Genomic DNA, 16,458 nt, shown 5'->3' on the forward strand with positions numbered 1-16,458 from the left:
CAAGACTCTAAGAAATTAACTTCTATTTCTAGCTACCTTAGCTAAATCATTAGCAGCAAGTTTACCAGTATATAGAGATCCTTGAATCCAGCTAGGGGTTGAAGAAACATGCTCTCCAGCAAAGAAAACCCTACAATTGTATTCTGGTTTTAATAAACTATCACCAAATATTCTTTTTTGTTCTGGCATATATTTACATACCGCAGCTCTAAACCATTCTTCATTATTCCAAGTTATATACTTTGAATCCTGAACTATAGAATCTAAATATTTATTCGGTAGCCCATGAACCATTTCCACCTGCCTCTTAACTATTTCATCGTGAACAGCAATAGGAGTATTTCCTAAATAAACAGCTTCTCTTCCTTGATTATATGAAGCTATAAGTACGCCAGGATCACTTGGATTTCTACCATAAGGATGATCCGAAGGATATATTATATTAGTTATTGACATATCTGTAAGTGAATTTCCTCCATTAATTCGTCCATACTCCGTATCTTCCTCCCAAAAACGTTTTTTACAAAGAAATAAAGTTTTTTGAGTATCTACATAGTTTATTTCTTTTATTCCTTGCATTTTTATATTAGAAAATACAGGAGCAATTTCTACAGTCCTAAGAGTGGAAAAAGGAATAGCACAAACAATATAATTAAAGCTTTCATAATATTTTTCAGTAGAATTTTTATTATTATATTTTATAAAGACCTTATCGCTAGCTTCAGATTTATATATCCCAGATACCCAACATCCTAATTTCCATTTAACAGTTCCTAAACTATCTAATTCCTGATTAGTATACTCTATTGGTGCTTCTGCTTTTAGAGACTTATAAAACGCTAAAGGAAGATTTGATAAACCATCTTCTATTCTATATACATATTCTAAATCAACAGGGTAGTTCTGTGATAAATAGTGGTTATAAGATATATCCAGCAATGGTGATAAAGTTGGATCGACACTTGTTATAAGCTGTATGGCCCCAGGACTAAGACCTAAAAATTCAAAATTCTGACGTAGGCTAACATTTAACAAGGGAACATACTCAGGATTATATACAGATAAAATTTTCAGTATTTCACTTCTTACATAAGGAGATAAGTTTTTCATTGGACTATTCATTGCGTAATCATAAAGCTCTCTCCAAGAAGTATTTCTTTCAGTTGGAGTTAAATTAAACTTTGGATAAAAGTGTTTTTCGATTTCTCCATGATAATTTCTAATTCTAGTATTTTTAACATATATAAATCCATTTGGATCTCTTTGAATAAAAACATCTGTATTAAGTTTAAATAAATTGATGTAGTGCCAAACACTTTCATGGGATACTGGGATTCTCATAGCTCCAAGTTCACCGTAAAGTTTTTTGGCCTCATCAAAATAATGAGTATAAATTCTTCCACCAATTCTTTCATCATTAGCTTCAAATATCGTAATATCGCACCCAAGTTTTCTAAGTTCAAATGCGGTCGCCATTCCAGCAACTCCAGCACCAATAACACCTATTTTTCTTCCTTTTAAACTTCCAGCTGGCGAATAATTCAAAATATCAGGCGGCGGACTTAGAAGTTTAATTATGTTCTCAAAGTCTTCTTCTCGTCCTGCTGTTGATAAAGCTCTTTTAAGTAGCTTATATCTGGCTTCATCACTTGGATTTGGAGGTTGATTTATAAAATGATTTGTTTCCATGTACTCAGATTACTCCTAATAATTACTATATTAATAGATATTATTTAAAAGTAATTATTAGACTTAAAATTTCTATTTTTGATATAATTTTGCCTGTATATTTTTTAATTCACCATTAACTTAATTAAGCATAAAATAAAAAAAGAAATAATCTCTAACCCGATATAGAGATTATTTCTTCTTGACATCAATTGATGTCTTCTTTATCTTACAATAAAGAAAATGTTTAGTATATGGGGGACTAAACTAATAAAGAAAGTAATTTAAAATTTAATATTTTTAGGAGTAACTTTCTCTATTAGCTTTATTATAGCCCTAAATTTTTACATTTATTCAAATAATCAAATATTTATCAAAATTTAATTTTTATGTAATAATAATTTATAATAAAAGGAGTATAGTATAATTATATCATTTTTAGGGGGATAATCATGAAAAGAAGGTCAAAATCAAGAAAAAAGAAAAAAATTATAGCTAGGTATGTAGTATTTTGTTTATTATTAGTAATCGTTGGTTTTTTTAGTGGTAAATACTTGTTAACAAAGTTTTATTCTCCAAGTAGTCAAGAAGAAAGAGTTCTTGCTGGAAACTCTTCTACAGATGAAAAAGATTCATCTAATGACGATTCAAAATCCAATTCAACTGATAAAGATACCAAGTCTTCTAATGAAGAAGCGAACAACAATATTGAAAATGGAGATAAATCTCCTTTAAATCAAAATAATCAACAAGAAATAGATCCTATTTCTGATAGTAAAAAAGTTAAGGACATGCTAAAATCAGGAGTTTATACAAGCAAAGAAAAGAAAATTGCTTATCTAACTTTTGATGATGGTCCTTCAGTAACTGTTACTCCAAAAATTTTAGATATTCTAAATCAAAATAAAATCCATGGAACTTTCTTTATTGTGGGTAGTGAATTAGATAAGTCAGATAAAGCAAAAGATTTATTAAAAAGAATAGTAAATGACGGGAATACTTTAGCTAATCATACTTATTCTCATAACTACAAAACTCTTTATCCAGGTGGACATGTTAATGCAGCTGCCTTTATGGATGAAGTTGAAAGAACAAACAAACTAATAACTGATGTTGTTGGAGAAAAACACAAGCCTAGAGTAGTTCGTTTTCCTGGTGGACACGCTTCTTGGAAGGGTACTGAAGAAGTAGACAGACTATTAGATGAAAAGGGTTATGTTTATATAGATTGGAACTCCTTAATTGGGGATGCAGAGGGAAAGCATAGAAATAAAGAGGAACTTATCCAAAGATTTAATCAAACCAAAACTGAAAATGCTAAAAATGGAGATTTAGTTGTGCTCATGCATGACACTTACGGAAAAGAATCTACTGCAGAAGCTCTTCCTCAATTAATAAATGAATTAAGAAATGAGGGTTATGAATTTCATACCTTAATGTAGTCTATAAAGATGATTATTTAAAATAGTAATCATCTTTTTTATTTCTTCTACTTTTTTATAGCATATTGAGACATATTAACCATCTAAGCTTATTTTTTCTTTATATATTTTATTGAGTTATATTTAATTATTTTATATAATTAAATATAACTATAAAAGGAATTAAAAAAGTAGAATTTGAATGAGGTGAAACTGGATGAATGTTAAGCATATAGATCCCTTTGTAGAATCTTTTGTTAATGTGATGCCGCAAATAGGTTTATGTAATGTTGAAAAAAAAGGAATAATACTTAAAGATAATTTTATATCAAGTCCAGGAGTTATGATTGTTTTAGACATAATTGGTGATATTAAAGGAAATGTTATTTACGGAACCACTGTAGATAATGCTAAAAAAATTGCTTCTATTATGATGATGGGTATGCCTGTAAATAACTTTGATGAATTAGCTCAAAGTGCCATATCAGAACTTACTAATATGCTTACAGCCAATGCAGCCACTAACTTATCTTCCCAAAATATTTCAATAAACATTTCAACTCCAACCTTAATTGATGGAGACTTTAAGTCTAACTCAGACTTAGCAAAATTAATATCTGCTGAATTAGCAATAGATAATATGGATTTTCAAGTTAGTATTTCTTTGGATCATGGATATATAAATTAAACTAAAATAGTGGAGAAAAATTCCACTATTTTTTTTATTTTATAAATATCTTTCCTAAAGTTTAAACATTCGTATAAAATGAAAAATTCACATTATTTTATTATAATTTGTTGTATTTTTGTTATATTATAGAAATAAGTGAGTATATATAATATTATTAATGATGAATTTGAGTTCAGACATTAAAATATTTGCTTTAGGGGGTTATAATATGGATAATATCATAGAAACATCTTATATTATAGAGAACAATGGGATATTAGAATATATAAGTGAAGATTTTTTATGTTTATCAGATTTTAGTAGAGAGGATCTAATTTCAAAAAAAATTTTAGATGTATGGGACAATAAACTTAAAATTAATATAAAACTAGAAACTCTAGGTGAAGTACAAGAAGCCTTTCTATTTACTAAAAACTTAGAGGTTAGATTTGTAGTTATTACTAGAGCCAAAGATAAATTAACGGATGGAACTAAATATTCTATCTCCGAAATACCAGAATCAAGATTTGAGCATAATAATATGTATTTAGAAGAAATATACAGATCCAATATATCTGGAATAGCTGTATATAGTATACCAAACATGATACTTATTAAGGCAAATGAGCAGTATTTGGATTACCTTGATGAAGCTTTTAATAATAAGTATGTAAGCTTAGGAAAAAAAATCGAACATATAAATACAGGATGGAAAGGCAGCCAACTAGAGAAAACTTTTAAAGAAGTTATTGATACTAAAAAAGCTGTTCAAATTAAAGAATATCTTCATAAATGTTTCCATAAAGATGCAACATATTGTGATTTAATTATTACCCCCTTATGCACTAGTGGTGAACTAAAGTATTTAGTGGTAAATACTTTTGATGTTACTACTCGGGTATTAAATAGGCTAAAAATTTATGAACAGTTAAATACAATAAAACTTAAAAACTTAGAGCTTATAAAAAAAGAAGAGGAATTAAACCTAAAAAATGAAACATTAAACTCAATATTAGACAATATTTATGATTGTTTAGCAGTTGTAGATGGTAATGGTAAATACTTGAGTTTAAGCAAAACTTTAAGAGATTATATTTGCTCAACTACAAATAAAGAACTTACGTATATTGGCGAAACTTTAGATAACGGTTCTGAATACTATGACATACATGGCAACCTACTTGCAAAAGAGGATTTACCAGTTTCGAAAGTCATAAAAGGAATAACTGTAAAAAATCAAATAGTTGTAGTAAAAAAAGATAATAAAAATTTTTATTTAAATTTTACTGCAATACCTATTTATAAGGATAAAGATAATATAAAGTTCTGCATATTAGTTTGCTCTGATGTTACTAAAACTTTTAAATATGAAGTTCAATTAAATATTAAAAATAAAACTCTTCTAAAAGCAGAAAAAGAGAAAAACCTTATTCTAGAGCAGTCTATGAAAACAAAAGATGACTTTCTTTATTTTATTACGCATGAGTTTAAAACACCTATGTCTGTAATAAACTTAGCTATACAAGCAATAGAATCTATTTGTAAAAATGATTTTACTCCTAGAATAAATAATTATTTAAAAGTAATTAAGCAAAATACCAATAGACAACTAAGATTAGTAAATAACCTTCTAGAAGTTACAAGAATTAATTCTGGTTATATTAAAATACACGAAGATACCTTTGATATTGTATATGTACTAAATTCTTTAGTTAACTCAATACAACTATACGCAAAACAAAAAAATATACACCTTATCTTCATATCGCACATCTCTTCAAAAAATGTATTATTAGATGAAGAAAAATTAGAAAGAATTTTATTTAATCTTTTATCAAATGCTCTAAAATTTACTACTGAGGGTAAGTCTATTACAGTAAATTTATCTTCTGAAGTTATATCTAAAGAAGAATTACTTGTTATTGAAGTTAAAGATGAGGGCATAGGGATACCTAAAGAAAAACAAAAAGTTATTTTTGAACGTTTCGGACAAGTTGATAGTAGTTTATCGAGTCAAGCAGAAGGGACAGGTCTCGGACTTTATCTTGTTTGTCTGTTGGTTAAAGCTCTTAAGGGAAACTTAAAATTAGAAAGTGAGTTAGGAAAAGGGAGTACCTTCACAATAAAATTGCCCATTAATTCGTCTGTACCTAAAGAAAACTTTAATGATTCTTTTGTCTCAAGCGATAGCAGAATAATACAAGCTACAGAAATTGAGTTTTCGGATATTTATTTCTAACTTATACAGATAACTTGACATATTTATCTTTAGAAGGTAAAATTTTATTGTGCACTAGGGGAGCTGTTAAGGCTGAGATGAATTTATTCAGACCCTTGAACCTGCACTGGGTAATGCCAGCGAAGGGAAGTGAGAAGTAATATGAAACTTAATCTATCTTAGATTGGTTATTAGATTATTAACTCTTTTCGAAGTGGTATTATCACTACTGCTTTGAAAGGAGTTTTTTTATGCAATTTTCTGAAAGATTATTTTTAAAAGGAAAACCTATATGGAATTCTTGTTTAGAACATCCATTTTTAAATGAGCTAAGCCAAGGTATACTTCCAGAGGACAAGTTTTGTTTTTATATAAAACAAGATTATGTTTATTTAATAGACTATATAAAATTATTTGCTTTAGGAATGGTTAAATCTAGTTCACTTAAAGATATGCAAGCTTTTTCAAAATGTGCACATACTATAGTAAATATTGAGATGGATGGTCATATCGAATTTGCTAAAAAATTTAGTATATCAAAAGAAGACTTAGAAGGTACAGAACCCAATTCTAGCAATCTATCTTATACTAAATTCATGCTGCAAGTATCAACAGAAGGTGGTCTTCCAGAACTTACTGCTGCTTTGCTTCCATGTATGTGGAGCTATGCTTATATAGGTAAAGCTTTAATCAACAATAAAAAAGCATTAGCACATCCTCTTTATAGGGAATGGATAATGACATATGCAAGTGAAGAGTATAACAATGAAAATAATTGGTGTATAGAGCTTATGAATAGAATATCAGAAGGATTGCCTGAGAGGGAACTACTAAAATTAGAAGAAATTTTTGTATTATCCTCTAAATATGAGTACATGTTTTGGGATTCATGTTACAAAAAAGAAAGTTGGAGCATTTAGATGAAAGCCTTAGAAATAGAAAATCTAACATTTAAATATAATGATACAAATAAGCTAATCCTAGAAGATTTATCTTTTAATATTAATAAAAATGAGTTTATAACAATAATAGCGCCAAGCGGCACAGGTAAAAGTACTCTTTTTAGACTTATTTTAGGCCTTCTAAAACCTAACAGTGGCTCAATAAGAGTTAGTGATATCAAAGGTAAAAATATAATAGGATACATGCCGCAAAAGGATTCTTTAATGCCTTGGAGAACAATCTTAGATAATGCTGCTATAGGTTTAGAGCTAAATGGACTTAGTAAAAAAGAAGCTAGAAATAAAGTTTCTACATATTTTGAGAGCTTTAACTTAAGAGGCACAGAAAATCTATATCCTCATGAATTATCTGGTGGTATGAGACAAAGAGCTTCTTTTTTAAGAGCGATAGTTAATAATCCTTCATTACTTCTTCTTGATGAACCATTTTCTTCATTAGATGCTCTAACAAGGAGAAAAATGCAAACTTGGTTACTAGATCTATGTCAAAAAGAGAAAAATACTGTTTTTATGATAACACATGATATAGATGAAGCCTTACTTTTGTCAGATCGAATACTAATATGTACAGAGCTTCCATATAAAAATTTAAAATCCATAGATGTAACATTACCTAGACCTAGGAACTATGATACAACTTTGACTCAAGACTTCTTAACTTTAAAAAAGCAAATTTTAAATATTTTAGATAGTTTTGAAAACATTAAGGAGGAGTTTTTAAATGACTATTTTTAAGAAAACTTTCCTGCCTTTTATTATTGGAACCTCTATACTCTTAGCTTGGGAGTTTTTAGTGCCATTTTTTGATATACCAAACTTCATTTTACCAAGATTCTCAAAGGTAATAGAAGCTTTATGGAATCAAAAGGAGATATTATATAAGCATTCATTAGTAACTTTAGGAGAAGCATTATTAGGTCTTAGTATATCAGTAGTAATAGGTGTATTCTGTGCTTTTTCTATATATTCTTCTAAAAGTATTAGTAAAATATTATATCCTATTATTGTGGTTTCTCAAACCATACCTATAATAGCCTTATCGCCAATTATGGTAATGTGGTTTGGATATAGTATATGGTCAAAGGTTTCGGTTGTTATTTTATTTTGTTTTTTTCCAATTGTAGTTAGTACCTTAGATGGACTAAATAGTGTAGACAAAGATTTAGAAGATGTCTTAAAAGCATTGGGGGGAAGCAAAACCCAAATATTTATAAAACTTCACATGAATTCAGTACTACCAAACTTTCTAAGTAGTTTTAAAATATCAGCAACCTACAGTATTGCTGGTGCCAGTATAGGAGAGTGGTTAGGTTCTGATAAGGGACTTGGAATTTATGTAAAAAGGGTAGCTGGTATGCTTCAATCGGATGCAGTTTTTGCTGGTATTTTGGTTTTATCCTTTTTAGGATTGTTTTTGTTTTCAATTGGTCTTTTATTGGAAAAGATTTTATTAAAATATAGAAGAGGAATAAAGGAGAATACTTATGAAATTAAAAAAATTTAGTCTTATTTTATGCTTAATCATGTTAGTAAGCTTTACGTTATTGTCTTGCACTAAAAAAGATTCAGAAAAAAATGCTGATAACTTAACTGAAATGAACATACTTCTAGATTGGTATCCAAACGCAGTTCATTCTTTCCTATATGCTGCAGAAGAGCAGGGATACTTTAAAGAAGCTGGCTTAAAAGTTAATTTAATAACTCCAGCTGGTACAGAAGACGGTATTAAGCTAGTAGCTACTAATAAAGCTGATTTAGCTATAAGCTATCCAAAACAAGTTATTTTATCTAGAGGAGAAGGAATCCCTGTTAAATCTGTTGGAGCAATTGTTAGAAGTTCTCTAAATCAACTTATGGTTCGTAAAGATTCTGGAATTAAAACTTTAAAAGATCTAGAAGGTAAAAAGATAGGTTTTCCTTCTTTTGAAATTGATAAAGAGACAATTAAAGAAATGGCTAAAAAGGCTGGCGCAGATCCTTCAAAAATAGATTTTGTAGATGTTGGCTATGATTTAATGGCATCTATGCAAACTAAAAGAGTAGATGGAATTATAGGCGGATATATTAACCATGAAAAGATACTTTTAGAAAAAGAAGGTATAGACCTTTTAACTTTTAATCCAGTAGATTATGATGTACCTAATAACTATGAATTAGTATTTATCTCAAGTGATGATTCCTTGACTAAAAACAAAGACAATATCGAAGCCTTCCTAAAGGCTGCAAAAAAGGGATATGACTACACGGTAGCTAATCCTAGCAAATCATTAGATTTAGTTCTTAAAATTCAAAATGAAAGTTTTCCATTAGAAGCGGATATAGAAAAACAAAGCTTAGATATATTAATGCCTTTAATGGAAGATAAATCAGGAAACTTTTTAACACAAGATGAGGAAAACTGGGAAAAAAATATTAAATGGTTAGAAGATAAAAATTTACTTAAAGGTACAATAAATCCTAAAGATGTATATTCTGAACTGACAAAATAAAAAATAGGAGATAGTTGAGCTATAAGTTTCAACTATCTCTTATATATTTCACATAAACTTTACATAGTTATCACATTCGTGAAACATCATAATGATTTAATATATATGTACGTGAGTAATATTTTTTATGATCCCCCTCATAAATATATATTAATAAAAAGCAATTAGAAATAATAACTAATTGCTTTTTATATTTTGAAAATAAAATAATATAAATTATGTTATAATTAATGTAAAAGATTACTTAAAAGGAGATTTACTATGGGATTTTCAAAAGAGTTTTTATGGGGTGGAGCAACTGCTGCTAATCAATATGAAGGTGGTTATTATTCTGATGGTAGAGGATTAGCTACTTCTGATGTTATAACAGAAGGTAATTTACACACTCCAAGAAGAATTACATTTAAGCTTGAAGATGGAACTACCTCTTCTGTTCCACGATTTGATGCTTTACCGGCAGGGGCTATTGGGTATATTGACAAAGACTTTTATTATCCAAGCCATGTAGCAACTGACTTCTATCATCATTATAAGGAAGATATTAAATTACTTGCAGAAATGGGTTTTAAGTGTTTTAGAATGTCTATAAGTTGGACAAGAATTTTCCCTAATGGAAATGAAAGTGAACCAAATGAAAAAGGATTAAAATTTTATGATGAAGTATTTGATGAATGTTTAAAATATGGGATAGAACCTGTAGTTACTATATGTCATTTTGATATTCCTAAATACCTAGCTGACAAAATGGATGGATGGTTAGATAGAAGAGTTATAGACTACTTTGTAACCTATTCAGAAACCTTATTTAAACGTTATAAAAATAAAGTTAAGTACTGGATGACTTTTAATGAAATTAATTTATTAAATGGATATACAACATTAGGTACTAGAAACACAGATGAACAAACTCGTTTTCAAGCAATTCATCATGCATTTATAGCTAGTGCTAAAGTTGTGAAATTAGGACATGAAATAAATCCCGATTTTAAAATTGGAATGATGTTAGCTTATATATTATCCTATGCAGAAACTTGTAATCCTCTAGATGTTCAAGAAGATATTTCTGGCTCTAGAGATCTTAAATATTTCTTTAGCGATGTACAATGTAGAGGTTATTATCCTTCCTATAAACTAAAGGAATTTGAAAGAAAAGGTATTATTATAAAAAAAGAACCTGGAGATGATGAGATACTTAAGGAGGGAACCGTTGATTATTTAGCTTTTAGTTATTATAACTCTCATGTATCTTCTTCTAATAAAGATTTAGAGACTACTGAAGGAAACATATTTAGAGTAGTTAAAAATAAGTATCTTAAAGAATCAGAGTGGGGCTGGCCTATAGATCCAGTTGGAATAAGAGTTTCTTTAAATTATTTATATGATAGATATCAACTTCCTTTATTTATTGTTGAAAATGGTTTAGGAGCTACAGATGTAGTTGAAGCTGATGGTTCAATAAATGATGATTACAGAATCAAATATCTAAAAGAACATATAGAAGAAATGAAAAAAGCTGTTGAAATTGATGGTGTTGACTTAATGGGTTACACACCTTGGGGTTGTATAGATCTAGTATCAGCTGGAACTGGTGAAATGAAAAAACGTTATGGGTTTGTTTATGTTGATATGGATGACAAAGGAAACGGAACTCTTAAACGTAGTAAAAAGAAATCCTTCGGATGGTATAAAAAAGTAATTGCTTCAAATGGTGAAGATTTAGAAATGATTTAATATAAAGTAGGATCTATTCCTACTTTTTTCTATTTTCATTTATGCTATAATTAGCCTTAAGAGGAAGTGATTAATTAATGATTTCTTTATTAGAAAAATCCATAATTATTGCAACAAGGGCTCATAGTGGACAATTTGATAAAGGTGGCAATCCCTATATTCTACATCCTTTAAGGGTAATGCTTTCTTTAGATAATAATGAGGATAGGATAGTCGGAATACTTCACGATGTATTAGAAGATACAAGTATAACTTTACGACATTTAGAGGATAATGGGTTTCATGGTGAAATAGAAATTCTTGATGCATTAGTTAGCATCACAAGAAAATCAAATGAGTCTTATAAGGACTTCATATTAAGAGTTAAATTAAATCCTATAGCTCTTAGAGTAAAATTAGCTGATCTTAGAGACAATATGGATATCTCAAGAATTAATAATCCAACTGAAAAGGATTTTGCAAGAATAGAAAAATATAAAAAAGCATATAAGCTTTTAACTGACTAATGTATAATATTAATGGGATATTTCTTAAATAGCTAATCAGAAATATCCTAAAACTTTTTAACTTTTTTTGTAGTTTTATAATTTCTATTAACTTTGCTATTAATAGCTTCATCATCGTTAAATATTATTTTTACAAGAATTTAATTTATTATTCTCGCTTTAATTCTATATCTTTTGTTATAATAATTAGATAAAGATGTAAAATTTAATATTAGGAGGAATTTATGAAGCTACTTTATAGAATTCTATTTATATTACATTTAGTCGTTGGAATTGGCGCTATTTTTGGTGGACTAGCTGCTATTACCAATCCTAATAATCCAGTTGGAGTACCAACTTCAATTCTTAAAAACTCTCCTTTTTCTAACTTTTTGATACCTGGCATAATCTTGTTTACAGTTATTGGAGTTGGAAATCTTTTAAGTGCATTAACTCTTTCTTTAAAGTCTAATTATCAAGGATATATAAGCAGTACTTTTAGCTGGGCTTTAGTAATTTGGATTATTGTGCAGTGTATTATGCTTGGGGATGTTGTTTTCTTACATGTTCTATTTTTTACACTAGGATTAATCCAAGCTATTTTATCAGCCACTATACTATTCAATAAAAGTCAGTTCCCAGCTAATATACTTAATAGATTTTTCTCAAAATAATTTGTTTAAATTTAATATTTATTAAAAACAACTGATAAATTTTATTAGTTGTTTTTTCTTTATATATTAAAGCTTAAAACCCTTTACATTCATCTGAATATATTGGTAAAATAGTAAAGATGAAATAAAATAACCAAGGAGGGTAAAATAATGAAAAATATTAATATTGGTAATGGAAAAATTCAAGGCTCAGAGATTGCTCTTGGATGCATGAGAATGAGTGCACTTAATAAAGATGAAGCAGAGAAAGTAATTAAAACCTCACTTGAAGAAGGAATAAACTTTTTTGATCATGCGGATATATATGCAGGTGGAAAATCAGAAGAAGTTTTTTCGGAGGCTATTAATTTAACCTCTGATTTAAGAGAAAAAATCATACTTCAAACGAAATGTGGTATTGTTCCAGGAAAAATGTTTGATTTTTCTAAAGAACATATACTCAATTCTGTAGATGGAAGTCTTAAAAGACTTAAAACTGATTACGTAGACACCTTGCTTTTACATCGTCCAGATACTTTAATGGAACCTGAAGAGGTTGCAGAAGCTTTTTCAAAATTAAAAGAGAGTGGTAAGGTTAAACACTTTGGTGTGAGTAATCAAAATCCAATGCAAATAGAATTACTTAACAAATATTTAGGTGACAATTCTATAATAATCAACCAACTTCAATTCAGCATAATGCATACTGGAATGATTGATTCAGGAATAAACGTTAATATGAAAGTAAATAATTCTATAGACAGAGATGGAAGTATATTAGAATATTGTAGGCTTAAAGATATAACAATCCAAGCCTGGTCCCCCTATCAATACGGATTTTTTGAAGGTGTATTTTTAGGAAATGAAAAATTCCCTGAACTAAATGATACTATTGATGAATTAGCTGAGAAAAAAGGAGTAACCAATACAGCTATTGCTACTGCTTGGATTCTAAGACATCCAGCTAAAATACAACCTGTTGTAGGTAGTATGAATTCATCAAGAATAAAAGATATATGTAGGGCATCAAGAATAGAATTAACAAGAGAAGAGTGGTATAAGATCTATTTAGCTGCTGGAAATAAGTTGCCTTAATAAATTATAATAACCTCATAGTTTAAAACTATGAGGTTATTATAAATATTTACTTTACATAAATCCTAATTGTTAACAAGAAACTAAAAAATTCATATACTAGTATTAATAAATAAATCAACAAGCAGATTATTTTAAGCTCTGCGAGCTTCTACAACAACAAGACCTCAATGAATCTAATGAAGCTCTGCGAGCTTCTACAACAACAAGGTGTTTAAATAATTCATATTATAGGGATAATTGTTAAATAATATGAAAAGGAGATTTATTATGAGTAATATAGAGAAAGTATTAGAAAATGAAATAGAAGAATTAAAAAAAAGTTTATATAATTCTAATGATAGATTAAAAATTCATTATGAAATCGAAGAAAAAAAACAAGAGTTGATTACCCTAAAGTCTGAAGGTAATATCTGTTGCAAATAAAATTTTATCTATCTTTCATTAAAGTCATTTAATCTTCTGGGATCAGTATATTATAATATTATTTGGTAAATTGATTAAATTTTGCATATTACTATAATATAATAAGACACTTACTTTTATACAGTTAATATGCTATACTGAAACTAGGTGGTGATTTAATATGGAAAAATACCATATGTGTCCCAAATTTGAAAATGCTTTTGAATTATTGGGAAAAAGATGGACTGGATTAATTATTCGAACCTTAATGAGTGGTCAAAAAAGATTTTCTGATATTGCAGATGCAATTCCTAATATGAGTGCTAGAATGCTTACAGAACGTTTTAAGGAGTTAGAAAAGGAAGGAATAATTACCAGAAAAGTTTATCCTGAAATTCCTGTTCGTATAGAATACGAACTATCAGAAAAAGGTAAAGAATTAGAAGCTACTATGGATGAAATTCAAAAATGGGCAGAAAAATGGAACTAAGTTTTTTTAATGATGTAAATAAAAAATAAAAGATATTNNAATATCTTTTATTTTTTATTTTTGAGAATTACTATTGACTAATAATTAACCTTATGGGATAATAAATATAAAGTCACTTACTTATAGTAACTAAATACTTATAATAAAGTTAGTGATTAATTGTTTATTTATAGATATTTGAGTATTATTTTATAATTAAATGTTTAAACTAAGGAGAGATTTTCATGATAAAAAAAATTGAAAATAAAAATATGGGTAGAAGTAATCTTGGTTGGCTTCAAAGTATTTTCCACTTCTCTTTTGCAGAATATTATAATCCTAAGAACATGAATTTTGGTTCTTTAAGAGTATTGAATGACGATCTTGTAAAAACTAATACAGGATTTCCAACACATCCTCATAAAGATATGGAAATAGTATCTTATGTGGTAAAAGGAGCTCTTACTCATGGCGATAGTATGGGAAATGAAAATACTTTAATTCGTGGGCAGGTTCAGTATATGAGTGCTGGTACTGGAGTATATCATAGTGAATATAATCTAGGCGATGATACATTAAGATTTCTTCAAGTATGGATATTACCTGATAACACAGGATATAAACCCAATTATGGCGATTACAGATTCACTTGGGAGGAAAGAAAAAATAAATGGCTTCACATGGTATCTAGTAAGTCTGGAAATGCACCTATAAAAATCAATCAAGATTTCAATATTTATTCTATAGAATTAGATAAAAATGAAGAAATTGATTTTCCTGTAAATAAAGGAAGGCAAGCATATATACTTCAAGTTGAGGGTAGTTCTAGTATAAATGAATTACTTCTAAATGAAAGAGATGCGGCTGAAGTAATTGAAGAAAATATATATATCAAAGCAAAAAACACTTCTCATATTTTAGTTCTTGAGATGAAGAAAGACGAATAAAATTAGAAAATAATAATAATTTATATTATATTGGAGGTAATTTAAAATGGAAAAAAATTTTTATGATGTAGTTAAAGGAAGAAGATCTTATTATGGAATAGGTAAAGAGGTTGTAGTATCTCATGATAAAATACAAGAAATTGTAGAACATGCCGTAAAATATGTTCCATCGGCATTTAATTCTCAAACTACTAGAGTATTAGTACTTTTAGATAATGCTCATGATGATTTATGGAATTTAACAATGGAAGCTTTAAGAAAAGTAGTTCCTGCAGATCAGTTTAGCTCCACTGAAGATAAAATCAACTCTTTTAAAGCTGGATATGGAACACTTTTATTCTTTGAAGATAACAGCATTGTTGAATCTCTGCAGCAACAATTTGCTCTATATAAGGATAATTTCCCTGTATGGTCTCAACAAACAAGCGGTATGCATCAATTTGCTATATGGTCTGCTTTAGAAGCTGAGGGTTTAGGAGCATCCCTACAACACTATAATGAACTTATAGAACAAGATGTTAAGTCAAAATGGAGTGTACCAAATAGTTGGAAACTAATCGCTCAAATGCCTTTTGGAAACCCAACAACAGAACCTGGTGAAAAAGAATACAAACCACTAAAAGATAGAGTTAAAATTTTTAAATAATACAAAATTTAAATCGTAAGATTCAATTCTTACGATTTTTTTATATTTCTAATTCACAGTTTCTTCTCTTTATTCATATTTATAATTACTATCGATATAATTTTTATAGAGAGGAGTAATAAAATGCCTGTAAGTAAAAAGAGAAAGAAGCTAGGTAAGAAAAAAACAGATTACAATAAAAATAAAATAAATAAAGTAATTAAAAATTACAGCAAATTATTAGATAATTACATTCCATTATTAATAGATCTACCTGTAATAGAGCAAACCCCTTATACTTTAAGCAAGCTACATGGACTTGGAGAATTAACTTTAAGCTCACCTCAACTGTCTGCAGTTGTAAAACCTTTAATTAATAATAAATCTTTAGATTTTGAAACTATTCAAAGCAATCTTAAAATTAGAACAATCTTAATGCTGTCAATTCATATACTTTTAGATATAATGCCAGATGATATTGAAGAAAATAACTTTATAGATAAACTAAAATATTATTATTCATTAGTAGACACTTTCTATAAATTAGATTCAATACCGTTTACCAAAAACCCTGAAAATACTACTTTTTTTATAAAAGATTTATATTTATCTAAATAGGA

17 protein-coding genes and 1 riboswitch are annotated in these 16,458 nt (G+C 28.4%); of the genes, 16 read left to right on the forward strand and 1 reads right to left on the reverse strand.

Going from position 1 to position 16,458, the window contains the following annotated elements:
* Positions 1–15 precede the first annotated feature (15 nt).
* The gene (locus B3N22_RS08330; protein WP_286906230.1) at positions 16–1,689 is read right to left on the reverse strand and encodes a flavin monoamine oxidase family protein; all 1,674 of its coding nucleotides are present in this window, start codon (positions 1,687–1,689) and stop codon (positions 16–18) included.
* A gap of 431 nt (positions 1,690–2,120) precedes the next feature.
* Here B3N22_RS08330 and B3N22_RS08335 point away from each other — a divergent pair, with 431 nt between their 5' ends.
* The 16 genes from B3N22_RS08335 (at position 2,121) to B3N22_RS08410 (ending at position 16,456) form a co-directional block, all read left to right on the forward strand.
* Positions 2,121–3,110 carry a polysaccharide deacetylase family protein gene (locus B3N22_RS08335; RefSeq protein ID WP_286906232.1) on the forward strand — a complete coding sequence of 330 codons (990 nt, stop codon included), beginning with the start codon at positions 2,121–2,123 and terminating at the stop codon, positions 3,108–3,110.
* Positions 3,111–3,306: 196 nt separating this feature from the next.
* Positions 3,307–3,777, forward strand: coding sequence for a chemotaxis protein CheX (locus tag B3N22_RS08340; RefSeq protein ID WP_286906234.1), 471 nt, complete (start codon positions 3,307–3,309; stop codon positions 3,775–3,777).
* Between the two features lie 211 nt (positions 3,778–3,988).
* The gene (locus B3N22_RS08345) at positions 3,989–5,998 is read left to right on the forward strand and encodes a sensor histidine kinase (RefSeq protein WP_286906236.1); all 2,010 of its coding nucleotides are present in this window, start codon (positions 3,989–3,991) and stop codon (positions 5,996–5,998) included.
* Between the two features lie 46 nt (positions 5,999–6,044).
* Positions 6,045–6,143: riboswitch (TPP riboswitch) on the forward strand.
* Between the two features lie 85 nt (positions 6,144–6,228).
* On the forward strand, positions 6,229–6,897 hold the full coding sequence (tenA, locus tag B3N22_RS08350; protein WP_286906238.1) for a thiaminase II: 669 nt from the start codon (positions 6,229–6,231) through the stop codon (positions 6,895–6,897).
* Complete coding sequence (locus B3N22_RS08355) at positions 6,898–7,674, forward strand: ABC transporter ATP-binding protein (RefSeq protein ID WP_286906240.1); 777 nt, start codon at positions 6,898–6,900, stop codon at positions 7,672–7,674.
* The gene (locus B3N22_RS08360; RefSeq protein WP_286906241.1) at positions 7,661–8,443 is read left to right on the forward strand and encodes an ABC transporter permease; all 783 of its coding nucleotides are present in this window, start codon (positions 7,661–7,663) and stop codon (positions 8,441–8,443) included. The genes B3N22_RS08355 and B3N22_RS08360 overlap by 14 nt, the downstream gene beginning before the upstream one ends.
* Positions 8,424–9,428 carry an ABC transporter substrate-binding protein gene (locus B3N22_RS08365; RefSeq protein ID WP_286906243.1) on the forward strand — a complete coding sequence of 335 codons (1,005 nt, stop codon included), beginning with the start codon at positions 8,424–8,426 and terminating at the stop codon, positions 9,426–9,428. The genes B3N22_RS08360 and B3N22_RS08365 overlap by 20 nt, the downstream gene beginning before the upstream one ends.
* Positions 9,429–9,689: 261 nt before the next feature.
* Complete coding sequence (locus B3N22_RS08370; protein ID WP_286906245.1) at positions 9,690–11,159, forward strand: family 1 glycosylhydrolase; 1,470 nt, start codon at positions 9,690–9,692, stop codon at positions 11,157–11,159.
* A gap of 77 nt (positions 11,160–11,236) precedes the next feature.
* Positions 11,237–11,665: a GTP pyrophosphokinase gene (locus tag B3N22_RS08375; protein WP_286906247.1), complete on the forward strand. Its 429-nt coding sequence runs from the start codon at positions 11,237–11,239 to the stop codon at positions 11,663–11,665.
* A 224-nt stretch (positions 11,666–11,889) separates the two neighbouring features.
* Positions 11,890–12,318: a hypothetical protein gene (locus tag B3N22_RS08380; protein ID WP_286906248.1), complete on the forward strand. Its 429-nt coding sequence runs from the start codon at positions 11,890–11,892 to the stop codon at positions 12,316–12,318.
* 150 nt (positions 12,319–12,468) lie between these two features.
* Positions 12,469–13,392 (forward strand): aldo/keto reductase, encoded by a 924-nt coding sequence (locus tag B3N22_RS08385; RefSeq protein WP_286906250.1) that lies wholly within the window; start codon positions 12,469–12,471, stop codon positions 13,390–13,392.
* Positions 13,393–13,662: 270 nt separating this feature from the next.
* Entirely contained in the window at positions 13,663–13,818 is a 156-nt protein-coding gene (locus B3N22_RS08390) for a hypothetical protein (RefSeq protein WP_175550831.1), read from the forward strand.
* A 160-nt stretch (positions 13,819–13,978) separates the two neighbouring features.
* Positions 13,979–14,287: a winged helix-turn-helix transcriptional regulator gene (locus tag B3N22_RS08395; protein WP_073016223.1), complete on the forward strand. Its 309-nt coding sequence runs from the start codon at positions 13,979–13,981 to the stop codon at positions 14,285–14,287.
* 224 nt (positions 14,288–14,511) lie between these two features.
* Positions 14,512–15,213 (forward strand): pirin family protein, encoded by a 702-nt coding sequence (locus tag B3N22_RS08400; protein WP_286906252.1) that lies wholly within the window; start codon positions 14,512–14,514, stop codon positions 15,211–15,213.
* Between the two features lie 46 nt (positions 15,214–15,259).
* Positions 15,260–15,859, forward strand: a complete 600-nt coding sequence (locus tag B3N22_RS08405; protein ID WP_238905701.1) for a nitroreductase family protein — start codon at positions 15,260–15,262, stop codon at positions 15,857–15,859.
* Between the two features lie 123 nt (positions 15,860–15,982).
* The gene (locus B3N22_RS08410; protein WP_073016219.1) at positions 15,983–16,456 is read left to right on the forward strand and encodes a hypothetical protein; all 474 of its coding nucleotides are present in this window, start codon (positions 15,983–15,985) and stop codon (positions 16,454–16,456) included.
* The last annotated feature ends 2 nt before the right edge of the window (positions 16,457–16,458 follow it).

The sequence above is a fragment of the Clostridium sp. UBA1652 genome (genome assembly GCF_002320975.1).
In the GTDB taxonomy this organism is placed as follows: domain Bacteria; phylum Bacillota; class Clostridia; order Clostridiales; family Clostridiaceae; genus Clostridium_T; species Clostridium_T intestinale.